Origin of the sequence: Paenibacillus sp. CECT 9249 (assembly GCF_918697855.1) — a bacterium.
Lineage (GTDB): Bacteria > Bacillota > Bacilli > Paenibacillales > Paenibacillaceae > MSJ-34.
In genome coordinates this window covers 161,772-187,337 of record NZ_CAKKLI010000005.1, presented here as the reverse complement: position 1 = coordinate 187,337, position 25,566 = coordinate 161,772, and the positions used below count along the sequence as shown (strand labels likewise).

The 25,566-nt window shown below is 52.3% G+C and carries 13 protein-coding genes; all 13 read left to right on the top strand.

Annotation, left to right across the window (positions count from 1 at the left end; genetic code table 11):
* The first annotated feature begins 36 nt into the window (after positions 1–36).
* The 13 genes from LQ229_RS07140 to LQ229_RS07080 all read left to right on the top strand — a co-directional run bounded on the left by LQ229_RS07140 (position 37) and on the right by LQ229_RS07080 (position 25,543).
* Entirely contained in the window at positions 37–1,752 is a 1,716-nt protein-coding gene (locus tag LQ229_RS07140; RefSeq protein WP_230191290.1) for a histidine kinase, read from the top strand.
* 127 nt (positions 1,753–1,879) lie between these two features.
* The gene (locus LQ229_RS07135) at positions 1,880–2,809 is read left to right on the top strand and encodes a sugar ABC transporter permease (RefSeq protein WP_216537955.1); all 930 of its coding nucleotides are present in this window, start codon (positions 1,880–1,882) and stop codon (positions 2,807–2,809) included.
* A gap of 12 nt (positions 2,810–2,821) precedes the next feature.
* Complete coding sequence (locus tag LQ229_RS07130) at positions 2,822–3,652, top strand: carbohydrate ABC transporter permease (protein ID WP_230191289.1); 831 nt, start codon at positions 2,822–2,824, stop codon at positions 3,650–3,652.
* A 33-nt stretch (positions 3,653–3,685) separates the two neighbouring features.
* Positions 3,686–5,263 carry a response regulator gene (locus LQ229_RS07125; RefSeq protein ID WP_230191288.1) on the top strand — a complete coding sequence of 526 codons (1,578 nt, stop codon included), beginning with the start codon at positions 3,686–3,688 and terminating at the stop codon, positions 5,261–5,263.
* A 196-nt stretch (positions 5,264–5,459) separates the two neighbouring features.
* On the top strand, positions 5,460–6,431 hold the full coding sequence (locus LQ229_RS07120) for a hypothetical protein (RefSeq protein WP_230191287.1): 972 nt from the start codon (positions 5,460–5,462) through the stop codon (positions 6,429–6,431).
* Positions 6,432–6,448: 17 nt separating this feature from the next.
* Complete coding sequence (locus LQ229_RS07115; protein WP_230191286.1) at positions 6,449–13,255, top strand: S-layer homology domain-containing protein; 6,807 nt, start codon at positions 6,449–6,451, stop codon at positions 13,253–13,255.
* A gap of 212 nt (positions 13,256–13,467) precedes the next feature.
* On the top strand, positions 13,468–15,759 hold the full coding sequence (locus LQ229_RS07110) for a glycoside hydrolase family 95 protein (protein WP_230191285.1): 2,292 nt from the start codon (positions 13,468–13,470) through the stop codon (positions 15,757–15,759).
* Positions 15,760–16,892: 1,133 nt separating this feature from the next.
* Positions 16,893–18,014 carry a glycoside hydrolase family 88 protein gene (locus LQ229_RS07105; RefSeq protein WP_230191284.1) on the top strand — a complete coding sequence of 374 codons (1,122 nt, stop codon included), beginning with the start codon at positions 16,893–16,895 and terminating at the stop codon, positions 18,012–18,014.
* A complete protein-coding gene (locus tag LQ229_RS07100) occupies positions 18,004–20,166 on the top strand; it encodes a heparinase II/III family protein (RefSeq protein WP_230191283.1) in 2,163 nt (720 codons plus the stop codon). The genes LQ229_RS07105 and LQ229_RS07100 overlap by 11 nt, the downstream gene beginning before the upstream one ends.
* A 79-nt stretch (positions 20,167–20,245) precedes the next feature.
* Positions 20,246–21,970 (top strand): histidine kinase, encoded by a 1,725-nt coding sequence (locus tag LQ229_RS07095; protein ID WP_230191282.1) that lies wholly within the window; start codon positions 20,246–20,248, stop codon positions 21,968–21,970.
* The gene (locus LQ229_RS07090) at positions 21,967–23,562 is read left to right on the top strand and encodes a response regulator (RefSeq protein WP_230191281.1); all 1,596 of its coding nucleotides are present in this window, start codon (positions 21,967–21,969) and stop codon (positions 23,560–23,562) included. The genes LQ229_RS07095 and LQ229_RS07090 overlap by 4 nt, the downstream gene beginning before the upstream one ends.
* 171 nt (positions 23,563–23,733) lie before the next feature.
* The gene (locus LQ229_RS07085; RefSeq protein ID WP_216537947.1) at positions 23,734–24,669 is read left to right on the top strand and encodes a sugar ABC transporter permease; all 936 of its coding nucleotides are present in this window, start codon (positions 23,734–23,736) and stop codon (positions 24,667–24,669) included.
* 85 nt (positions 24,670–24,754) lie between these two features.
* Entirely contained in the window at positions 24,755–25,543 is a 789-nt protein-coding gene (locus LQ229_RS07080; RefSeq protein ID WP_216537980.1) for a carbohydrate ABC transporter permease, read from the top strand.
* Positions 25,544–25,566: the final 23 nt, after the last annotated feature.

Sequence of the window (25,566 nt, the reverse complement as noted above, 5' to 3'; positions counted from 1 at the left end):
AGACGCATGTACAAACTGTTTAAACGATCGTTCTATATGCGGAATCAGCTAACCATGTTTATATTTATCCTGCTTCCGCTGTCCATCGTTTCGTTCATGGCCTTTTTCCTGATCAAGGATGTGGTGATCGACAAGGTACAAAGCTCGCGTCAGAATGTAGTCAATGTGATAGCCGGAGATATGGAAAAGAGTGTGGAGGACATTATATACGCCTCCAATTTATTCCGATACAACGCGCTGTATGACGACTTGAAGGCGTTCAAGAATGTGAACCGGATTGCTTCTTCGGAAGATTATAAGAGATACGGGCGCATTTCCGAAATGCTGGACCTGGCCTTCTCCAAGACTTCCGGCTTGAAAGCGCGCGTATTCTATGTGAATAAAGCCCGGTTCCAGATAGGAACGGCCGGTGCCGATTACGCTGCCAATAACAGGATCGAAGCGGTATCATCCGAACGGATCACCGAACGGTGGAAGAAGGAAGCGAATCCGGAGCGGATTTATTGGTTAAACGCGCCTGTACGACAAGGAGAATTCTACGATATTGGCGAATCGAATTATCTTTTCGTGAAAGTGATCAAAGATCATAGCGGCAATGATTATTTAGGGGTGTTGTATGTAGCCGTTTCCTACCGGTACTTCCATCAGTTGTTCGAAGGCATCGGAGCGGGACAGATCGGCTTGTATGAAGCGGACGGGACCCCGATTCTCTTATACCCGCAACAATCGGGGCTTGAATCCGTCCCTGAAGTGATCGAATTGCAGTCAACGGTCGCGAGAACGGGCTGGCAAGTGCTATATAGGTTCTCGCCTCAGGAGATTACGGACGAAATCACGAATATATTTTTTCTGTACGGGCTAATTCTTGGCGTATCGGTCCTTATTTTTATCGCGATTTCCATCGTCTTGGCGAAACGGATTCATCGGCCGTTATTCAAGCTGCAGAGAACGGCGGAGCAATTCGGAGGCGGGAATCGGCTCGTTCGATTTCCTGTAACAGGCACCGACGAATTCGGAGTTCTGGGCAGCGCCTTTAACAAAATGCTGGACCAGATCAACCGGTTGATCTCCGACGTCGAACAAGAGCAGGAGGAGAAGCGGATTATTGAACTGCAGGCTTTATTCTCCCAAATTCGGCCTCATTTCTTGATTAACACGTTGAATTCCATCAAGTGCGAATTGCTGCTTGCCGGAGATTCCGTTCGCGGCCGGCAGGTTGAAGCTTTAATGAGTCTCTTGAGAGCGTACATGCGGGTCAACGATATGAGTACGTTAAGGCAGGAATGCAAGCTGCTCCAGGATTATGTCGATATCATGAAGGTCAGAAGCCGGTTGCGCCTTTATCTCATCGTAGAGCTTCCGAAAAATCTGGAGTCATTCGAAGTTCCCCGCCTTATTCTGCAGCCATTGGTGGAGAACGCGATCGTCCACGGTTTTGCGGATCCCCCCGATTATGCGGAGATTGAGGTACAAATCGGCGAAACGGAGTCAGGGGTGGCCGTACAGGTGAAAGATAACGGGACTGGCATGGAAGAAGCGCAGATCGACGGACTCAGGACAATGCTTAGGGAGGAAGCGCATGTTGAGGAAAATCGCGGAGTCGGGTTGTTAAACACGCTCAGGCGCTTGCGTCTAACTTACGGAGAGAAGGCAGCAATAGACGTGCGGCGAAATGAGGATGCCGGAACCACATTTATTATGTTTCTTCCCAAACCGGAGGAAAGCAGCCGCCAACAAGCGCAGGGCGAATGACTGCAGCCGATGAGCGGTGAGCAGCCAAGGTAACAATATTTCACATATGAGTATAAATCGTTTGCGCCGGTCTTCCCTCAATCCATTATATTACTCTCATAGATACATATAGATTGAGGTGAGAGAGATGGCATTGATTTCCACGAAGACGGATGGGGAGAGAGGCAGGAAGGTTTTTTGGACGAACTCCCGCAGGGAATCGTTGGTCGGATTTTTATTTGTCGTCCCGGAGATTACGGGCATCCTGTTATTCGGCGTTTTCTCGTTATTCTTTTCGCTTTATTTGAGCTTTACGGAATGGAACCTGGTAGGAGGATTCGATGCGATCCATTGGATCGGTCTCGATAACTACAAGGCGATTCTCTCCGATGCGAAATTTCTTAAAGCATTGAAGAACAATTTGCTCTATTCGGTCATTCTCGTTCCGGTCAGCATGGCGCTCGGATTGATTCTGGCTGCAGTCATCCATTCCAAGGTATACCTGAAAGAACTGTTCAAGGTGGTTTTCTTTATCCCGTATATTGCTACCACCGTAGCGATTGCAACCGTGTTCAGCGTATTGTTCCACCCTACGCAAGGCGTAATCAACAACATCTTGATGTCGTTAGGGATGAGCGAGCCTCCGGGGTGGCTGGGCAGCACCAATTACGCTCTTTGGGCGATTATTATTATCGCGGTGTGGCAGGTTCTCGGCTACAATATGATCATTTATCTGGCCGGATTAACGAACATACCCGATGAGCTATACGAAGCGGCGGAAATCGACGGCGCCGGATCTTTACACAAATTTTTCAAGATAACCGTTCCTTTGCTCGGGCCGACCACTTTTTTCTTGAGTATTACCGGCATCGTCTCTTCCTTTAAGGTGTTCGATTTGATCGCATTTCTGACTTCGGGAGGTCCGAATAACGCGACCAACGTATTGGTTTATTACCTTTACGAGGAAGGCTTCCAAAATTTCCGTATGGGCTACGCTTCGGCATTGTCTATGGTGCTGTTTCTGATAATCGCTATGATTACGATAGCCACATCGCGTATGCAGAAGAACGAGTTCTAGGAGGTACAACCGGTGAAAAAATTGCGTTTAGGTAAATGGATCGCTACCGTCATAATCGGCCTTTTCTCCTTGTTGTTCATTTCTCCATTGGTTTGGATGCTCTCCGCAGCCGCCAAGTATGAAGTGGATGTGATGAAATTTCCAATCGAATGGATTCCGGCCCAGTGGAACATGATCGAGAATTTCAAAACCGTATGGCTCGGACATGTGCCGTTCGGCTTGTACTATATGAACTCGCTGAAACTTGCGATCCTAATGACATTGCTGACGCTGCTCTTCTCATCCATGGCCGGCTATTCGTTCGCCAAATTGAATTTTCCGTTCAAAAATGCGTTGTTCGTGCTTGTGCTCTCGTTCTTTCTTATCCCGCAGGAATCGACGTTGGTCCCAAGATATATCCTTGTCAAATGGTTCGGGCTTTACGATACGCACTCCGCACTGGTATTGATGGGAGCGTTTTCGATCCCGCTGACCTTTCTGGCGCGCCAATTTATTAGGGATATTCATACGGAGTATATCGAAGCGGCCAAGATTGACGGCGCCGGCCATTTGCGAATTTATTGGCAGATCGTTCTGCCGATGGCCAAACCGATCTTGGCTACCGTAGGCATTCTGAAGTTTCTCTGGACATGGAACGATTACCAGAACCCGTTGATTTTCCTGATCAGTAAAAGCAAGTATACCGTTACGCTCGGCATACAGTCGTTTGCTTCCCAATACGGTACGAGTTATGCGGTGATTATGATGGCTGCCGTCTCGACGATTTTGCCTATTCTTATCGTTTTCGTGCTTCTTCAGAAACAAGTGATTAAAGGAATAACTGTGGGAGGAGTCAAAGGATAGACAGACCTGCCTGCAGATGCGGAGGGAAGCTGCATGACTTATCGGATGATGCTGGTTGACGACGACGTTCCCATGCTAAGTTATTTGGAGCAGCTGCTGCCATGGGATGAGCTCGGCCTAAGAATAACCGCTTCAGCTTGCTCCAGCGTTCAGGCATTGCGCCTGTTCAAAGAGAAGGACCCGCAATTGGTTATTACGGATATAGGTCTTCCGCAGATGGATGGGGTCGAACTGGCTATGGAGATGAAGAAAATCAATCCGGATGTCCGGATTATTTTCCTCACCTGTCACGAGGATTTCTATTACGCCCGCAAGGCGGTACAGATCAGCGCGGACGATTATTTGATCAAGGATGAACTCGATTCCGACAAATTGAAGGAAAGCGTTCTTAAGGCGGTTTCGCATCTCGACGAAATAACAAGCCGCCTGGAGCAATTATCGAATCGAATCGAAATTCAACGGCACAAAAACTTGCTTAAACAGTCGTTCATGAAGCAGATTTTGTCCGGAGACGACTCGGATTCGGTGAAGCAATTGGGTTTAAGAATAGGAGTCGTGTGGAAAAAAAACGACTTCCTGATGGCGCTCGGCATGTTCGATTACGCTTCATTCGCGGCGCGCTACAGCTTCAAGGATCTTCCGTTGATCCGGTTCGCCCTCTATAATATTGCGGAAAATGTGGCTTTGGGTATGGATGGAATATCGGTGTTTCAAGACGAAGAAGGGACGATTCTGCTGATCTATAATTACGAGAAGAATCTTGCCGTCAATGCGCATGAACGATTCGGCCGATATATGGACCAAGTTCATAGCGCGGTGCAGGAGTATATCAAGGTGCGAATGCGAGTCGTCGTCAGCAATCCGTTTCGGGACGTCCAATCGATCGGTTCCGTCCATTCCCGCCTGAAGCAGTATGATTCCGACCTGTATTACGATTCGGTTTCCTATGCCGTCCTGCAGGAATGGAAGCCGGCCGAGTGGCTGAGAACCCCCCATATGACGACAGGCGTAAGAGCGGCATTCTTGTCTGCCGCACGCGAAGGGAACCCGGAATCGATACTGGAATTGTTCGATCAATCGTTGGCAGAAATGAAGGAAAGCGCGGTCTACCCCTCCAGAGGGCTATCGGAATGCTCGCAAATGATCCGTATGATCGAGTTTGAGCTCGGTTATCAGGTGGAATCGGAGTCCTTTCATTACTATCTCTTGCATTCGGGGAGAATCGAAGAGACGTTGGAACTGATCCGTATGCGGATTCGGCATGTCATGGGTCCGGCGGCAAATTCCGGCATCATGTTCTCGAAAACGCCCAGGCTGAAAATTATTGAGGATTATGTGAGAGAGCACTTGTCGGAGAATATTACAGCCGTCACGATGGCGAATCGCCTGTTTCTGAATCCTAATTACTTCTCCCGCTACTTTAAGAAATTAACCGGCATGAATTTCACGGATTATGTTCATCGGCTGAAGATGGATATAGCGGCGCAGATGATCAAGAACGATGCGGGCAAGATCGAAGTCATATCCATGAAATTAGGCTATTCGGATCGAACTTATTTCTCGAAGGTGTTCAAAAAGTATAACGGCGTAACTCCAAGCGAATATAGGTAAGGCCGAGAAAAGAAAGGGCTCATCCGCATGACGGCGGGTGGGCCTTTCGTTTGTTTGCAATCGCAACTGTGCCGCACACATCCCCGTACAAAAATTGCACATATTAGTAAATTTCGTGCACGCTCCGGAAGAATCGTTTCCCTATTATAGTATTAAAACAAAAGCCGGCATGAAGCCGTTCAGGAGGTGAATTTTTTTGACGGACCGCCCGTTTTTTCATGGCAAAGCGAAGAGAGTTGCACTGGTTTCATTGGTTGCCGCCGTTGCCGCAAGCTTTATTTTCGTCGCTTTCTTCTTAATCAAGCCGGTAAGCGGATCGTTTCAACAGGGGGATGAAGGCGACTTGTTGACCATTGACGGATTTGGGGTGTCCGAACAAGAATTTCTGCTGTTTTTATACGATGAACGAGCATTGACCGCCAATACTTTTTATCAGCAATACGGCGCGGATGCCGACTCCGATTTTTGGGATCGTAAGTTTGACGGGCAAACCCCCTTGGAATACGCCCGCAACAGCGCGCTTGACAAGCTGCTGACAGCCAAAATGGAAGCGATCGTTGCCGTGGAACAGGGACTGATCGGCAAGGACATCCGCTTTTCCTCCATCATGAACGAACGGGAAAGGACGAATGCCGAGCGTGAGCGCATGCTGAAGGACGGCGAGGTGTTTTACGGTTTGTCCTCCTTTGACGAGTATCAATATTACAACTATATCAGAAACCATGTTTGGTCCGAACTTGTCAAGTGGTACTCGAATAAAACGAAGGTGACGGATGAAGAGTTGTATCCCGTTTACGAAGCGAACAAAGATTTGTTTACGTTGGGTGTAGAACTTACCTACATGATGTTGCGCCAAGACGGCTCCACCGAAATATTGACGCAGACGGAGAACGATATCCCCAAAGGAGATACGCAAGCGCTTGACATATGGTATGAACTGAAGGAACTGGAGCCGGGTCAGAAACGGAGTGAAGTCGAATACAAAGGCGAGGTCGTCGATGTATTGTTGATGTCTAAGAAGGAAATGGGTGATAAGCCATTTTCGGAGGCGAAACCGCTTTTGCTCCAAATCTATGCGGAGGATCAGCTTCGATTGTTGGTGAAGGAACGAGTTGAAAGCGCAAACATAAGCATTGACCGGCAAAAATTTAACGCTATCCGATTCTAATTTGAGGGGGGAAATATATGTCTCATTTTCGACAGTTCAAAAAGATTGTATCGCTTGTTCTCATCTTCTCGCTTGTAGGAGCGAACTTGGCGCAAGCTAATGTACAAGCCGATCATTCAGAGGCGGGGTCGCTTACGCCGAATGCTGCCTATGACAAGCCGGAAAGAACCGGGAAGGGGGAAAGCGAACGGATCGTTCTTGACGCGAATGATGTTCCGGCAACTGCGGACACGGTGACGGTTACCGCGGAAGTGTACTACTCCATCTCGCCTGAAAGCGCTGTCTATCATCGTGGATCCGCACAGGATCTGACGGTGACCGTTTCGCCTCATCTGGATGGTTTTGCGGATGTAAAGTGGAACGGCGCGTCGATCGGCAGCGAAAATTACAGCGTGAATACGCCGGGACATACTGTTGCGATTGCAAATCAATTTTTAGACAGTTTGCCGCCGGGAAGCTATACGTTTCAATTGAGCTTTGGGGATGTTGCGCGCGAATTGCAGCTGACGATAAGCGGCGAATCGAATGCGGCGACAGGCCTGGCATGGTCCGGCGCCAAGGCGATATGGGACGAGATGCCAGGTGCGGCCGGCTATGTGGTTGAATTGTTTAAGAGCGGAACGTCACTGGGTTCGGAAGCCTCTTTGACGAACCAATATGATTGGACTGGCCTGATTAGCCAACACGGCCCGGGAGACTACGCATTCAAGGTGAAAGGCGTAACAGCCGATAATCGGCATACCCCGGATTCCGCATTAAGCGATCCCAAAGGCTTCGGCCTGTCGATTACGCAACACCCCCGTTTTCAAATCCTGTCGAATCCGGGAACTGTGACGTTGTCCGCAGCTGCCGATTCGGTTAACGGCGATCCGTCGGAGTACCAATGGTATGTTGTAGACAAGGAGCCGGATGCGGAGCCTGTAAGAATAGAAGGCGCGACCGGCAGCAGCTATACGTTTGCGGCCGGCTTGGCGGATAATGCCAAGAGCTATTACTGCGTCATCACGAATGGAGTATCCGTCGCGTCTGCCAGAGCGCTGCTCTTGGTAGGGGACAGTCAAGCCCCTGACCGATTTATTGCGCCTGCAGCCGTTACATTGGGCGAAGCGAGCGGCAAGGATGCGGTTGTCGGTTTTAGCTCAAATCTGGCAAACTACGATTTTTGGCATGCTTTTATATTGTATAAGGACAATATGGCCGTCGATGCGTTCGTCTTTAACGCGCAGTCGAACCGGCAAAGCCTGATTTCACAGATGAGAGCAGCCGGTTCGGGCGACTACCGGGTATCGATGGTTACGCTCGGCACAATGTATGACGGTAAATCTTACGCGAACAGTCCGGAATCGGATTTGTCAAACGCGATTGCAATCCAATCTCTCGGCAAGCCCGAAGCGACAGGGTGGAAGGGGAGAACGGCGAACTGGAGCTCTGTTGACTATGCCTGGAAGTATGAATTGCAGCTCTGCCTGAACGATGTTCCCGTTCATCAACCCGTACTGATCGATGCGCCGGCGACACAGTATACATTCGCTTTGCCCGATGCGCAGGCATACACATATACGGTAAGGGCGTTAGGCAATCCGGATACGCGATATACGGATTCGGAACCGTCTGACCAAAGCGCAAGTTACAGCGGGAAAGATTTGGCGTTGAGCTTTGATTCAACCGTGTTGAGCAAGGGCTCCGGCGACAGGCTGTTCATTGACGGCGGATTCGATTACGTCATCGATCATGTCGCCTATAGTCTTAACGATGAAGACAAGGATAAGGTTGAAGTGGACCGGGACGGCAACATCCAAGTCAAGCCCTCTTACAATCCGGACGAGTCGGGAGATGACCAGGTAACTGTATACGCGACGGTCTCTTATTATGAGGGAGACGACATCCTCTTCGTGGATCATTTTGAGGACGACAAGAAGTTTACTGTCGGAATTCCCGGCTCCTATATTCATTCCACGGTGAAGCCGCATTATGGGCGAAGCGCCGCTACGGCCGTGTCCGGTACGACGGGACCTGCCAGAGCGGTGGTGAATTCAAGAGCGGACAGCCCGGTTCATGGCACGGTAACGGCTTGGTTTTACGATCCCGGCGATATGGACCAACTGATCAAATTGGCGTTCAGCGTCCAGAATGCCGCCAATAACAACAGCACCAGCAATTATTATGCGCTAGGCGTAGTGCAGGATAAAAGCGATACAAACCGGTACGGTTATTATATCTGGCGCGCCGGCAGCGCATGGAACCCTACGGACGGCTCGACCGGCGATAAAATCGAACGTTCCGCAGGATGGCATAAATTCGAGTGGGTCGTTAACGGCGACGGCATGACCGCCAAAATTGACGGGCAAACCGCATATAGAACGACTGCCGTCAAGGACATCGGCGCTCTTGTTCTGATGACGAACTGGAACGCTAACGCCGGAAATATCGAAAATCGCTGCTTTTTTGACGATGTTTCCGTCGTCTCGGAGTCGGCGGCTCTGAAGACCGCCACGGTCTCCGCGCAGGTCAAGTTAGCCGGCAAACAATATACGGTGACGCCCGATGTTGTTGAATTTGACCTGGCGAACAAGAAAAATATCGCCCTGCGCGTGACGCCGGACCTGGCTGACCTGACCGGAGTGTTGTACAACGGCCGGAAACTTGTCGAAGACGTCGATTACCGCCTCATAGACGCCACGGACCTAATGTTGCTCAAGGACGGCTTCTTAAGCTCGCTTCCCGTGGGCAAGGCAACCGTCGCGCTTGAATTTGAAGGCGGAAAGACGCTGGATATTACGGTCGACATTGCGAATCACGAACCGAGAGCGTATTATGTTTCGAATCAAACCGGAAATGATGCCAATGACGGCTTGACGCCGGAGACTGCCTGGAAATCGTTGGACAAGATCAATCAGACCGGATTCAATCCCGGGGACCGAATCTTCCTGGATGCCGAGTCGATTTGGAACGGGCAACTGAAGCTGCGAGGCTCCGGCACGGAGGGCAAGGCGATCAAGCTTGGCAAATACAACGACGGAGGGCACAAGTACAAGAGACCTGTTATTAACGGCGGCGGCACCATAAGCAAGGACCCGTACTATATTTTTGACACCAATCCGGTAGAAAAACGTTTAGCTTCCGGCGCTGTTGAGCTCGTCAATGAGGAATATTGGGAAATCGACGGGCTTGAAGTGACAAATCTCGGTCCCCAATGGGAGATAGGGCGCAACGGCATTATGATTATGAATAATTACGCCGGGACGCTGGAGGAGCGCACTCCCGAAAACTTTATGGCCAGCAAAAAAAGCCATATATACGTGACCAATTCTTACGTACACGACGTCAATGCCCTTCATCAGAGCTATGGCGGCGCCAAGGTGGCCGGCGGCATTATATTTTACGGCTATATCGACGATATTTTGGCTGAAGGCAATACCGCCATCCGCTGCGACAACGAAGGAATTCGCAATACGGGATTCCATCCGGACGGTTGGACGAAAAGCGGATATCCCGCCATTATGAAGGTTCGTTACTTCAACAACTACATGGCGAACGGCTCGGGCGACGCCATGGTTCTATCCAACGCGCTTGAGGGAGAAGTCCGTTACAACTATATTACGGGGTTTGGGAAAACGTATTTGACCGACGCGAAGCCGAACGGGGAAGGTCCGAACATCACCGACGGGATCGGCAAATATATCAGTGTGGCCAATTACGCCGCTCTCTGGTTCATGGGCGCCAAGGATTCCGTGATGGAATATAACGAAGTGGTGGACAACCCGTACAATTGCGCCGACGGCGAAGCATTTGACATCGACAGTTTCAATGACGGGGCAGTTTATCAATATAACTACAGCCGAAACAATTATGGCGGTTTCATGTTGTTCATGCCCGCTTCGAAGAACAGCGTTGTGCGTTACAACATTAGTATTGACGACGGCAGTCCCCAAGAAGGATCCGCGGCATCCTCGCATTTGTTTTATTATGCGGTTGGCGGCAGTTCAAGCAGCGCGGATTATCCGTTGATACACAACAATATTTTCAAGCTTGGCGCAAATACGACGCGAATATTCGGTACAGGCAGCACAGGCTCGATCTGGACCCATTTTTACAACAATATTGTGTACGGCAAAGACACGATCAGCGTTTTCGACATAGGTTCAAAGAGCGTCATGACGCATGGGAGCTTCGATTACAATATCATTTATCCGGAAACCTTGATCGATCGAAGCAAATTTGCCGCAGGCGTGTATGGATCGCATAATATGTATGCGGATCCGGCCACGATCTTGGCAAATATAGAGCAGTCTCTCGATATTGACGTCATTCCTAAAGACGATATTCCAACCAACGGAACGATTGTTGAGAACGGAGATAAGAATACGGTTCTGTCCAACTCTAGAAATACAGGGACCGGTAAAGCGATCGCCCGTTCCGAGTTTGACGCGTCCAAGCTGGCGGGCTTCAAGCTCAAGTCGGCGGATAGCAATGCCGCGGTAGGCGCCGGATTTCGAGCGGATCAAACGCTTGCAGGCTGGCGGGACGTAAGCCAAATTTTCCCGTTGACACGCGACTTCTTCGGAAACGCCATTCGACCTGACGATGCGCTTGACATCGGCGTGCATCAAATCGGGAACGAAGGCCTGAAAGCGGTCGAGTTTGAAACGGGTCGGGGAGGAAGCTATATTCCGCATCAGGTTGTACCTGTCGGCGGCCATGCAGCCAAACCGTCAACGGACCCAACGAGGGAAGGTTACAAATTCGGCGGCTGGTATACGGACGAAAGCTATGCGACGGCGTGGAACTTTGAAACCGGCACGGTCTTCGATAATACGGTTCTTCATGCCAAGTGGATCGCGCCTACGGATGCGTCTCCTGCCGAGAAGGCGGCAGCGGACATGGAGGCGCTCGAAATAGGCTTTGCCGTTGGCGATACGGCCGATGGGGTAACCGGGAACCTTATCTTGCCGAAGACAGGCGCGGTATATGGATCCACGATTGTTTGGACGACGGATCGACCGTCCGTTATCGACAATAACGGAAATGTGAAGCGCCCTGCCTATACCGAAGGGGATGCTCGCGTGACGATAACCGCTCTCATCATTAACGAAGAAGCGAAAATAACGAAAACATTCGCAGTAACGGTACGCAAGCTCGACAATACGGCCGGCAATGAGTTTACCATAGCTCCGATCATCAACCAGACAGCGGCGCCGTTAACGGAAGGTTACGCGTCCGGTTCGCAGGAGACGAAGACGATTGTCGTCAAGCGAACGGGTACGGGCGATTTGACGAATCTGGCCGTAGCTTTAGGCGGAGCGGATGCAGACAAATTCACGATCACGCAGCCGGCGGCAACGACGCTCAATGCCGCAACGCCTGCCACGACCTTCACTGTGACAGCGAAGAACGGTCTGGCGGCAGGAACGTATACGGCAAAGGTAACGGTATCCGCGGCCGAGATGGAGGACGTAACGTTTACCGTGACGCAAGCGGTGACGAAATCCACTGCGCTTGAGGCTCCGCAGCAACTTGCCGCAGCGGGAGGGGATCGTCGGGTAACGTTGAGTTGGAAGATAGCGGCCGGAGCCGTTACCTACGCCGTATACAAATACGAAGGAACGGCTGCGCCAATGGACCCTAACCAGTGGGATCTCGTAACAAGCAATGTAACGACGAACTCTTATACCGTTCCCGGATTAACGAACGGAACGAGCTATGCGTTCGTTGTAAAGGCCATCTATGCGGAAGGCGCCAGCGATTTCTCGAATACGGCGACAGCGGTCCCAAGAGCGGCCGGAGGGAATAGCGGTTCCGGCAGCGACGGCGATTCGAGCGGGCGGTACGGCGGCGGTCCCGGAATCGTCGCATCGGCCAACGGCTTCGTTTCCATTCCGGTTGGAAGAAGCGGAGAAGTCAGCCTGGGCGGGGAAATCATCATTAAAGTTCCCGCTGGGGCGGCAGGGCAGGAACTGCGCATCGCGATCGAGAAGCTGTCCGATCCTTCGCGCCTCTTGACGGATCGGGAAACGCCGGTCAGTTCAATGTTCCAAGTGTCGAAGAATATCGGAGGCAACCTTAAGAAGCCGGTCACGTTGTCGATCAAGTTCGATGCGGCGAACGTCGGCAAGGATCGGAAAGCCGCCATCTTCTATTACGACGATGAGAAGAACATGTGGATTGAAATAGGCGGCAAAGTTGACGGCGAATGGATCACTGTCGAGGCAGAGCGCTTTGCCAAGTTTGCCGTGATGGCGGCGGAAAAGGAGGAGGACGGAGAAGAAGCGGAGCAGCCGGACCCGATGTTCACCGACATGGCCGGTCATTGGAGCGAGCGTTCCGTCAACCGCGCGGCGTCGCAACAGATCGTAAGCGGCTACCCGGATGGAACGTTCAAGCCGGACAGCCCGGTCACCCGCGCCGAATTTACGGTCATGCTTGCGCGTGCGCTGAAGTTGGATGGCGCAGGATCGGCGCCTGCGCTCACGGATTGGTCCAAGATTGGCGCCTGGGCTGAGCAAGCAGTCGCACTCGCCGTGCAAGCGGGCATTGTGAACGGGTACGAAGACGGAAGCTTCCGGCCGGAAGCGCATATTACCCGGGCGGAAATGGCATCGATGATTGCTAGAGCGCTAGGGGGGCTTCTGGACGAGAATGCGACAACGGGCTTCGCCGATGACGAAGACATTCCAAAGTGGTCGAAAGGCGCGGTGGAAGCAATCCGTCAGTTGGACATCGTCATCGGACGCGGCGGCGGCCGATTCGTTGCGAACGATGCCGCAACGAGGGCGGAAGCGGTCGCGATGCTGCTCAGAATGCTGGAATATCAAACCCATTCATAGATTGTAGAGGGCGGATAAGGGGTTCATCTTGAATGAATCCCTTATCCCGTTTTCCCCCGGTTTGTTGATTATCCTTACGGGGGCCCTTTTTTTCTAAGGAACGGTCAAAATATTGCACGCTTCAGGTCGCGCTTGTTCATTGGATTTATATGAATTTGTTTTTATTATGGTATTATTATCGAAATTTGAATTAAACGATCGGGAGTGACGATATGGGTAACAAAAGCTGCAAATTAACGGAGCGGCGGCCTGCCGGAGTATGGACCGAGGCCTTCCCCGTCGGCAACGGCCGGTTGGGCGGCATGATCTTCGGGGGAATCGGCGGCGAGCGGATACAGCTGAATGAAGATTCCATTTGGTACGGGGGACCGAATCGGGGCGGCAGTCCGGATGGCGCCGGAAAGCTCGCGGAAATCAGGGAGTTGCTTCGGCTGGGCAAACCGCGGGAAGCGGAGAAGCTGGCTCTATTGCATTTGGCCAATGCGCCGCATTATTTCGGGCCATATCAGCCGCTTGGCGATTTATTGCTGAATCTGGAGGGGCAAGCCGCGGCGACGGACTATCGGCGGGAACTGGATCTTCAGACAGGCATCGCTTCCGTTGAATATAGGGCGGGAGATACAACGTACCGCAGGGAAATATTTGCGAGCGCCGTCGCACAGGCGATCGTTGTTCGTATCTCGGCTTCGCGGCCGGGGGCTCTCTCTATGACGGCCAGGCTGAGCCGCAGACCGTTCGAGGGCGAGATCGGGAGAGAAGCGGACAATATCCTGACGATGCAAGGGCAATGCGGGCCGGACGGCGTGCATTACGCGGCCGTGCTGCGGGCGGTTGCCGCCGGAGGCGAAACGGAGGCGGCGGGCAACTATATCGACATTCGCCATGCCGATTCGGTGATGTTGGTCATCGCGGCGCAGACCTCGTTTCGATGCGGCGACCCTTGCGCTGAAGCGATGGTTCAGGCGGAGCGGGCGGCCTCGACCCCATATGCGGAGCTCAAGGCTTCGCATATCCGGGACCACGGCCGCTTGTTCGACAGAGTCGCGCTGGAACTTGAGGCCGGTGACGATGCGGAGGTTGAGCGGTTGCCGACTTCGGAACGGCTGCTAAGATATCGGGAGGGCTTGGCGGATAACGGGCTTGAAGCGCTGTTTTACCAGTACGGACGCTATTTGCTCATCGCCAGTTCGCGTCCCGGAAGCCTGCCGGCCAATCTGCAGGGGATATGGAACGAGAGCTTCACCCCGCCGTGGGAATCGGATTTCCATCTTAATATCAATCTGCAGATGAACTATTGGATCGCGGAGGGAGGGCATCTGCCGGAATGCCACGAACCGCTGTTCGACCTGATCGACCGGCTCGTTGCGACCGGCCGCGAAACGGCCCGCCAATTATACGGGGCCAGAGGCTTCGCTGTTCATTCCGTAACGAATCTGTGGGCGGAAAGCGGCATATTCACCGCCTGGACGCCCGCCGCTTTCTGGCCGACGGGCGGCGCCTGGCTGGTCCTTCACCTCTGGGAACATTACCGGTATAACGGTTCCGAAGCGTTTCTGCGCGATCGGGCGTACCCGGTGCTGAAAGAGGCGGCGCTCTTCTTGCTGGATTTTTTGATCGAAGATGAGAGGGGATGGCTGGCAACCGCGCCTTCGCTTTCGCCCGAGAACCGTTATATTACGGAGGCAGGGGAGGTCGGAGCGCTCTGCATCGGTCCCTCGATGGATTCGCAAATTGCGTTCGCTTTATTTGGCGCCTGCATGGAGGCGGCGGAGCGTCTCAATCTGGACCGGCCGCTTCGGGAGGAGTGGTCGGCCGCCCGAGACCGGCTTCCCCGGCCCGAAATCGGACGGCACGGCCAGATCATGGAATGGTCCGTCGATTACGAGGAAGCCGAGCCCGGTCATCGCCACATCTCGCATTTGTTCGCTCTGTACCCCGGAGAACAAATTGATCCTAGCACGATGCCCGAATTGGGGACCGCCGCCCGACGTACGCTGGAGCGCAGGCTGGAGAATGGAGGGGGCCATACCGGCTGGAGCCAGGCTTGGATTGCGAATTTCTGGGCAAGGCTGGAGGACGGGCAACACGCCCATGCCAGCATTCGCGACTTGCTGCGCAAAGCTGTGCACCCGAATCTATTCGGCGATCATCCGCCGTTTCAGATCGATGCCAACTTCGGAGGCGCGGCCGCGATCCAAGAAATGCTGCTGCAATCGCACAGGGGCGAAATTCGCTTGCTGCCGGCGCTCCCTCCCGCATGGCCCTCAGGCCGGGTGAAAGGTCTTCGGGCTCGCGGAGGATATGTATTCGATATCGAATGGGCGAATGGACGACTGCGGCAAGCCGACGTTCGAACCGAGGCCGGGGGAGCGATAGCGGTCCGCAGCGCGGAGCCGATAGAGGCGTACGGACCGGATGGCAAGGCGGTTTCGGTGGAAACGGTCGAAGACCTTCATCGCTTTTTTATTCCGCCCGGGGCGACGTATCGGATAGAGTTAAATTGAAAGGTACGTCCCGATTCGTCCTAAGCGTCTTTTTAACGGTAAATCACTGGAGTTGTTTTGCGCTCTTGGAGTAAAAATTGAATGTTAGCGGTATTTTGTGGAGATAGTTGCAGGCGGGTTTGACGAATATGCCACCGGCGTTGCATCGAAAAGGCTGCGGACTCAGGTTCGTGTGGATTGTCATGCGTGATTGACCCGCAACTGACCGCGACAAATATGCCGTTGGCGGCTGACGACCCATCGAGCGGTCTAACGAAACGTAAACACGCTAATAGCCTTGTAAATCACCTTGTTGGTCGTGTAACGAAACTGAAACACGCTAATGAGGGGAAAATGGCCGTAAAACCGCCGATTTTCAATGAATAACGATGCGTACTTTCGTTAGGATGGGAACGTCTTCATTTTGAGCCCAGTAAGGATTGCCAGTTTCGTTAGCGCCAAATGCGCAATAAAAGCAAGTTACATCAACGGTAGCAAATTATGAAGTTGACTCAAAATGCAGGTAATTCCCCATCGAAACAGGAAAAGAGGGAAAAAGTCTTCGATTATGCAGGAGTTCCGCATCAAACCATCCCATTTCCATCGAAGAGAGATGCATTTTCACAGGCTTTGCCTTAGCATCCGATCGAAACGGGTAAAAAGATGCACAATTGCAGATCTCTGAATGAAAGATCCTAGCCTGTAGGCCTGTCCTATGAATAGGAGGGCTGTGCAATGAATGAACGCCGGCTTAGCGTACATCTTGCACAGTCCTTATTTCCGCACTAATGTTTTTCCCTCTCCTTTGGTCGACATCCCATTCGTTCAGAAAACCGGGTTCTTTCGCATCAAAGGACCTTTTGTTCCACAACGATTTCCCGCTCCGGATTTCGTCGGTCTTGCCCCCGATTCCGGTACGAATCTTTGCCTGAACAAGAGGGATACCGACAAAAGGAAATTCAAAGGACATGCCGTCATACATAACTCCGCCGCGCTTCCCCGAAGGCAAGTCAGAACCAAATGCTCTCCCTCATTTTCCCGCAAATAAAGTCAAAATTTTGCACATCCCAGCTAAAATTTGACCCCTTTAGGAGACCGTTTTTTCACTATATTAATAGTAAGCAATGTTAACAATGCGAAGGGAGCTTGCTATTGTGTGGAAAAACGCGATTGACGACGCTGTTGCCAAGACGTTACAAAATATAGACCGATTCGGGGATCGCTTCCCCCATGTCAGCCGGAACGGCAAGTACCAGCAAATCGATAATAACGATTGGACCAACGGATTTTGGTCCGGCATGCTGTGGCTTTGCTACGAATATACGCGCGACGAACGCTTTCGGGCGGCCGCTTCGCGGACGGTTGAGAGCTTTCGCGAACGGCTGGACGCCGGCGTCGTGCTCGATCATCACGACATCGGATTCCTGTATTCCCTGTCGGCGAAAGCGAAGTGGATTGTGGAGAAGGACGAGGCAGCGCGGCAGTTGACGCTGCAAGCCGCCGATACGCTGATGAAGCGCTGGCGCGAGCCGGGCCGCTACATTCAAGCGTGGGGGCCGGCGAACGACCCGAAGGAAGGCGGGCGCATCATTATCGATTGCCTGTTGAACTTGCCGCTGCTGTATTGGGCGAGCGAGCAGACCGGCAATCCAACCTATAAGGAAGCTGCGGCGATCCAGGCGGACAAAAGCCGGCGCTACCTCGTAAGAGGAGACGACAGTTCTTACCATACCTTCTTCTTCCATCAGGAAACGGGAGAACCGATCGGCGGTGCGACGCATCAAGGCTATACGAACGGCTCGACCTGGACGCGCGGCCAAGCATGGGGCATATACGGCTTCGCATTATCGTACCGATATACGAAAGATCCGCTCTACCTGGAAACAGCCAAACGTATGGCAAAATATTTTTTCGAGCGTTTGCCGGAAGACCATGTCGCTTATTGGGATTTCAACGTTCCCGTAACGCCCGATACTTATCGCGACAGTTCGGCATCCGCAATTGCGGCCGCGGGATTGCAGGAACTGATCGCGCAATTGGACGAGTGTGATCCCGAGCGGGCTTATTATCAGGAATGGCTCGTCAAGTCAATGACATCGCTGGTGCAGCATTATGCGACGATCGGGGAGGAAGCGGAAGGGCTGCTCAAGCGAGGTTCCTATCATGTTCGCGGCGATCTGTCGCCGGACGATTTCATGATCTGGGGCGATTACTTCTATTTGGAGTCGCTGATGCGGTTGGAACGGGGAATCGGAGGATACTGGTATGAACGCTAGACACGAGGCCGGCCGCGAATTCGGCCTGTTTGCCTTGCTCGACCTGGACGCTCCGGGGCTGGAACGGGCGAAGGAAGCGGTTCGGTCGGAGCGTTACGACGACGCCTATGAGGCGCTGCATCGGCATATGGCGAACAGAACGTCGCCGACATTCTCTATTCGCGACGAGGACAAGGCGGAGATTGCCGCCTATGTGAAACAGCGCTGTACAAGCGAGTTGGACGAAGTGATGCGAACGGCCGACGAAGTCGTGCGGCAAACGTTCGTTTTCCGTTTTCCATGGGATATGGAGCGCACCCATATTCCGGTTTCCTTCGACGGCTCGATCGATTGGGAACATGTTCCCTTTCAGGACGTCGAATGGGCTTATATGCTCAACCGGCACCGCTATTGGATCGCGCTCGGACAAGCGTATGCATTGACGGGCGACGAGCGCTACGCCGAAACGTTCTGCCGCCAGCTCGAGCATTGGATCGACCGCAATCCCGTTCCCGCCGCGCCGACGAACGAGACGAAGACATGGCGCTCGATCGAAGCGGGGCTGCGCTGCTCCAATTGGATCAAGGCGTTCCGGTATGTGAAAGACAGTCCGCACATGACGCCGCGGCTTGCGGCCCGAATGCTGCTGTCGCTGCACGAACATGCGCAATATATCGCTGCCGCCTATTCGGGCTGGAAGCGGATCAGCAATTGGGGCGTGCTGGAGAACAGCGGATTATTCGAGCTCTCCTTGTTCGTCCCGGAGTTCGCGGAAGCGGCGCAGTGGCGGAGGCTGAGCATGGACAGGCTCCGGGAAACGGCGCTCGTCCAAGTGATGGAGGATGGCGTTCATTGGGAGCAATCGCCAACGTATCATCACGAAGTGCTTCTCTGCTATCTGGACGTTCTCCTGGCAGCCCGCAACAACGGGATTGAAGCCGATCCGGCCGTAACGGAGACGGTGCGGCGCATGTGCGAAGCTTCGCTCTATTGGGCCAAGCCCAACCATAGGCAGCCGATGTTGGGAGACAGCGACAATAGCGATGTCAGATCGATCCTGACGGCTGCGGCGATTTTCTTCCGGGATTCGGCGTTCCGTTTCGGAGGAAACGACGAGGTCGATTTCGACAATGCCTGGCAGTTTGGAACGGAAGGCATTCGGATTTACGAAAGTATGCCTGCACGGACGCCTTCGCAAACGTCGTATCCGTTCGAATATTCCGGCAACTACGTAATGCGTTCGGGGTGGAGCGAACAAGACGCATACCTCCACTTCCACTGCGGCCATCTCGGCGGCGGACATGGACATGCCGATATGCTGCATATCGATATTCATGCATACGGCCGGGATTTGCTTACCGATCTGGGCCGGTACAGCTATAGCGACCATACCCCGCTGCGCCGGGAGTTGAAACGGTGCGGCGCGCATAATACGACCGTCGTCGACGGAATCGACTTTACGGAAATCGTCGACACATGGCAATTCGGGCGAATCGCCAAGCCGGCAGGAAGAAGATGGATTTCCACGCCCGGCTTCGATTACGCCGAGGCGAGCCACGACGGTTACCGGCATCTGGACGACCCGGTATATCCGCTCCGAAGAATTCTGTTCGTGAAGCCCCATTATTGGGTGTTGATCGACAGTTTTGCCGCCAAAGGAGAGCATACGTATACGCAATACTTCCATTTTGCGCCCGGCTCGGTTCGTATAGACCCTGAGACGCAAATATGCCAAACCGAACACGCGAGCGGAGCGAATCTATGCGTCATTCCGGTCCCAAGCCAAGAGCTGCAAGCGGATATTGGCGAAGGAGTCGTCTCGTACGAATATAACCGGACGGAACCGAACCGGTATGCAAGCTACTCGCGCACAGGAACAGGCCCTGTTTCGATCATGCAGGTGCTGTATCCGCAGCGTCCCGGCGAGACGGGATTTCCCGAAGTGGAGAAAGTTCCGGTAACCCGATATACCGGCGAGCCGGCGGACGACGCGTACGCGGAAGCGTGCAAGATTCGCATGCCGGGATCGGATGAGGAACATATTGTCGTCGTATGCCATCAAACGCCTTCCAGGCATATCGATTCGGTTGTTGTCGAGGGCGTGCAAATATTCGGCGAAGTCGTCCTTGTAACCGTCTCGGAGGGAAGGAAAAGGGCGACGGTTGTAAAGTAAATGTGCATAAAAAGGAAATGCGGGCAATCCGCCGTCCTGATACAATAAAAGTAAAGTATCATGAAAGAGGCGCGAGTACATGTTCAAGATGACCTATTATCGTAGAATGCAGTTGTCGTTCCTTCTCTTCATTTTTTTGCCTATTATTGCCGTATCGGTCATTTCTTTTGGCCTGATTAAAGAAACGATGGTAGAGAAGCTGCAATTAACTAACGATAACTTTCTCAATGTGATGATCGATGAAATAGGTAAAACGATTGACGATGTTTCGTTTGCCTCGCACTTTATTGTCAACGATACGAGCTTCAGGAAATATTTGAAGAGCTTTGCGGATACGGGCCGCATTCGTTCTTATGACGATTACACGAATTTTACGCAGATTAAGGAAATCTTCTCCCTAATCACATCCAAACCGTTGAACAATAATATTCGCATGTATCTGGTAAACCGGGAGCGGTTTATTATTTCTTCCAGTACGGAAGAGTTGACGCCCGTCACGCAGAATCTGGACATGTTGCTGAGCAAAGTGGATTTGAACCGGCCGGAGACGCTGCAATGGCTGGGCATGGCCACCGATCGTACGACGAAGAAGAGCAGTTATTATATCGCCAGAGTCATCCGTGACAGCAGCGAAGGGAAGTATCTTTCCGTGCTCCTTATCGGCATATCCGAATCTTATTTTGAAGGGTTGCTGAAGCCGGTGGAGTTCGGGAAGGTAGCCTTGTTCGACGCGGAAGGGCAGCGGATTGCCGGCAACGCCGGGCTTTCGCCGCATGAATCGGCGGCCCAAAGCCCGAAACTCCGCTCCGAAGTCACGCTGGACAAAACGAACTGGACGCTCGTATACGAAGCGTCTCAGGAAGCGTTCACGGGCCAAATCTCAAGAACGTTCTATACCGGTATTGCGGGGGTTTCCTTATTTTTTATCATATTTTCCATATCGTCAATGTTCATCGCCAGAAGACTGCACCGGCCTATCCAAAAGCTGCAGCGCGTCGTCCGCCAATTCGGAACGGGCAATCTCGACGCAAGGCTGGAAGTGAAAGGCAAGGACGACATCGCCGAGTTGGGGCAGACATTGAATACGATGCTGGATCAACTCCAAGGATTAATTCACGATATCGAGCAGGAACAGGAACAGAAGAGGGTGATGGAGCTCGAGGCGTTGTTCATGCAAATCCGGCCCCACTTCCTGATCAATACGCTCAATTCGATCAAATGCAGCCTGATCTTGCAGCAGGATCGGCTGCACAGCGGCATCATCGACTCGCTCATGAGCTTGCTGCGGGCGTATCTCAAGGTCAACGAACCGGCCACCTTGCAGGAAGAATGCAAGCTGCTCGGGCATTATGTCGATATTATGAAGATTCGCAACGAAATTCCGCTGGAACTGACGATTGACCTGGAGCCGGGATTGGAACAGACGGTCATCCCCAAATTGGTTCTGCAGCCGCTTATTGAGAACGCCATCGTACACGGGCTGGTGGACAAGCCCGACGCCGGCATTGCGGTGCGCGCCGCAAGCGGGCCCCACGGCATAACCATTGAAATCGAGGATAACGGCTGCGGTATGGAGGAAGAGCTTAGAACGGAACTGAACCGCCGCCTGTCGTCCGATGGTGCGGAGCAGTATTCTTCCTATAAAAGAGTAGGTCTGATTAACGTTATCCAAAGGCTGAGACTGACATTCGGTCCGTCCGCCTCTTTGACGCTTTGCCAAAATGCGCTTGGAGGGACCAGCGCTGTCCTTTATCTTCCTGTGGAAGATCGAAACGTGTTCTTGTCGGGAGGGACGAAACAATGATGCATAAAGTCATGTTAATCGACGACGATGTGCCTATGCTGAAAGTGCTGCGGCAAATGATCGATTGGGAATCGCTCAACCTCCACATCGTCGGCACGACGTATTCGAGCGCCAAGGCGCTGCATATGTTCAAAGAAACGGCGCCGGACATTGTCATTACCGACATCGGCTTGCCGCAGACCAACGGGTTGGAGCTTGCCGCCGAGTTCGCCAAGATACAGCCCCAAATCCGCGTCATCTTTCTTACTTGCCACGAGGATTTCCATTACGCCCAGAGTGCGGTAAGATTGAATGCGGACGATTACCTGCTCAAGGATCAGTTAACGGCGGAGCAGTTGGAGCAAAGCTTGCGCAAATCGATCCGTCTGCTGAAGGCGAAAGCGACGAGAATGGATCACGAGGTATCCAATTATAACAGCGAACTATTCAAACAAGGCCTGTTTCAACGCGTCATCGACGGCGTACACCCCGAGACGACGCTCGGGTATGCGGCTCAACTGGGCATCTCCTGGGGCTATCCTTGGTTTATGCTGGGAATTGTCACTCTCCAGTATTCGTCTTACGAACAATTATATGACCGCAGCGATTTTTCGCTCATTTTATACGCAATCTACAATATTGCCGTCGAGTTATCCGAATCCTACGAGGGCATTACGCCGTTCATGGAACAAGAACATCTCGCCATTTTATATAATTATCGGCTGAATTTGGCGAGTAACGCGAATGAACATTTCCGCAATTATTTGCAGGATTTGCAATGGCGATGCTCCCAATTCATTAGAGTGCAGTTGAGCGTCGCCGCCGTAACGGACAAAATGACGCTGCAGTCGATCGGGCCTGTGTACCATCAGATCATTCAGCGCAAACACGAGTTCTACGAGAGCGACGAACTGGCTGTCCTGGATCTCGGGCGCTATGCGCAGCATCTGTTCCTGCCGTCTCCTCAAGGCTTCCTCGATTCGTATAAATCCGAGCTGGAACGGGCCATGCTGCATAACGACGCGGACGCCATTCGGCGCGTTGCAACCGATATCGGCCAAGCGGCGCAGGAGCAAAGAATCGAGCCGGGCGAACTTGTTAGAGACGTATCGTTCCTGCTGCGCAGCATGGAAATGATGTTCGCCGGCCGGAACTCGGACGAGGAATTCTATGTCTATCTCGCTTCCGCGAGAACATTGCGGGATGTAACGGAACTGGCGGCGAATAAGCTGGCGCAAATCGCGCAAGCAAGGCAAGGCGCAAGCCAGGCGGTGCGGGAACCGAAGCTCCAGGTCATTCAGCAATTTATCGACAGGCATTTATCGGAGAATATTACCTCTATCGATATGGCCCGGTATTTATTTCTGAATCCGAGTTATTTCTCGCGCTATTTCAAGCGAATGACCGGCGTCAATTTCACGGATTACGTCCACCAATACAAGATGAAGATTGCCGCGAAAATGTTGACGACGTCGAGCCAGACCCTCGAATCGCTGGCGATGGGCCTCGGATACTCGGACCGAACCTATTTTTCGAAAGTATTCAAGAAATATACGGGCATGACGCCCAGCGAGTATAAAACGCGGCACGCCGCAAGCAGATACGCCAAATAAGCCGAACGCCGGCCAACGACCTGTCCAGGGAAGCGAATGGACAGGTTGTTTTCTTTTTCCGCAAATAAAAAGTCAAAATCTTTCACATAGCTGGTCAGAATCCATCCTTCGAGCCGGGGGGGCGATTGTTTATGATTAGTGGCAACGAACAAAATGTTGAGGTGATACGACGTGGATGTTGCTAAACAAACGACGCCCGAAAGTTTTCCCAAACCCCGGAAATTCTGGACTCCGCAGCGTAAGGAAGCGCTGGTCGGTTGGCTCTTTCTTGTGCCGGAGATCGTTGGCATGTTGCTGCTCAACGTATTTGCGCTTGGTTTCTCGCTGTACTTGAGCCTCTCCTCCTGGGATCTGTTGTCGGGAGTGAAAGGGATCAAATTTATCGGGCTCGACAACTATATTCGCATGTTTCAGGACCCGACCATCTTGCAAGCGTTGAAAAATAATTTGCTTTACACCGTTCTTACGGTCCCGGTGCCGATCGCCATCGCCCTGGTGCTGGCCGTGCTGATCCAAAGCAAAGTGTATTTGAAGGATTATTTCAAGGTGGCGTTTTTCATCCCTTATATTTCGTCCATTATTGCGGTAGCTGCCGTATGGAGCGCCTTGTTCCATCCTTCCCTCGGTCCGATCAACCAGTTTCTGTTAGACATTGGCATTTCCAATCCGCCGAAATGGCTGGCCGATCCGAAGACGTCGCTGATCGCCATTGCGATTATCAGCTCCTGGGCGGGGCTCGGGTATACGATCATTATTTATTTGGCGGGACTGACGAATATATCGGATGAATTGTACGAGGCAGCGGAGATCGACGGAGCGACCGGATTGCAGAAATTTTTCAAAATTACCGTGCCTTTGCTGCGTCCGACGACGTTTTTCCTGTTTATTACCATGTTGATCGGATCGTTCAAAGTGTTTGACATTATTTCGTTCCTGACCGAAGGCGGCCCGAACAATTCCTCGACCGTGCTTGTTTACCGCATATACGAGGAAGGCTTCCAATTTTACAACATGGGTTACGCGTCCGCGATTTCCTGGCTGTTGTTCGCGATTATCGGACTTGTGACGGCGCTCACCTGGAAGATGAGACAAGAGGATACGCTATAAGCGGTTGAACACGCATTTTATTTGAGGAGGGATCGTCTTGCTGCTTATTCGCAAAAATTTTGCAAAAATCGTTACGACCGTCGTTATGGCAGGGGTATCCGTCATCTTCCTGATTCCGTTAATTTGGATGGTGTCGGCGGCCTTCAAGTTTGAAAAAGACGTGATGCGCTTCCCGATCCAATGGATTCCCGAGAAGATCAACGTGTTATACAACTTCAAAACCGTCTGGATGGGGAAAGTGCCATTCTATCACTTTTACGGCAACTCGCTGAAAGTGGCGGTCATTACGACGATCATTGCCTTGATTATTTCGTCGATGTCGGCTTACGCCTTGACCAAACTGCGGTTCCGGGGAAGAAATCTGGTGTTTCTGGCCCTCATATCGTTTATGATTATACCGGATCAGGCGACGCTGATTCCGCGGTTCCTGTTAATTCGCTGGTTCGGCCTTTACGATACGCATGCCGCGCTGATTCTGATGAGCATGTTCTCCATCTATTTCACCTTTCTGCTGCGCCAATTTATGGCGGGCATCAGCGACGAATTTATCGAAGCGGCGAAGATTGACGGAGCGGGGCACATCCGCACGTTCGCGTCCATCATGCTCCCGCTGTGCAAGCCGGTGCTAGCTACGGTGGCGATCATTAAATTTATTTGGACCTGGAACGATTACCAGAATCCGCTTATTTTTCTGCTTAGCAAGAAGCTGTACACGATTCCGCTCGGAATGACATTGTTCCGCGACGATTATACGAACAATTATGCTATTATGATGATGGCAGCGTTGTCGGCGATCGTTCCGCTGGTGATCGTCTTTATTACGATGCAAAGACAGGTGATTAACGGGATTGCGCTCGGCGGAGTGAAAGGTTAGTTCGGCGGAAAAGGTCAAAATCG